The following is a 280-nucleotide window of genomic DNA, read 5'->3' as shown; positions in this document are numbered from 1 at the left end:
CCTGTAATGCCAGTACCTCATCGATCAGCTCCACCATTTCCATCGGCATTCGCTCGAGTTCCAGCCTACCGGCTTCGAGCCTCGAGTAGTCCAGGATATCGTTGACCAGCATCAGCAGATTGCTACAGGCGCGATCGACGTGCTCCAGCCACTCCTGTTGGCGGCTATCCAGGGACGAGCGCCCCAGTAGTCGACAGAAGCCGATGATGCCGTTGAGCGGGGTGCGGATCTCGTGACTCATATTGGCGAGAAATTCTGACTTAACCCGGTTGGCCTCCAC

At 57.5% G+C, this 280-nt stretch carries 1 protein-coding gene; it reads right to left on the bottom strand.

Going from position 1 to position 280, the window contains the following annotated elements; genetic code table 11:
* The coding region (locus tag H2O73_RS20960; protein WP_281364274.1) for a histidine kinase dimerization/phospho-acceptor domain-containing protein at positions 1–280 on the bottom strand (280 nt) is incomplete at both ends.

The sequence above is a fragment of the Vibrio marinisediminis genome (assembly GCF_014050145.1).
In the GTDB taxonomy this organism is placed as follows: domain Bacteria; phylum Pseudomonadota; class Gammaproteobacteria; order Enterobacterales; family Vibrionaceae; genus Vibrio; species Vibrio marinisediminis.
The sequence above is the reverse complement of the archived record's forward strand: the minus strand, read 5'-3'. Positions and strand labels throughout refer to the sequence as shown.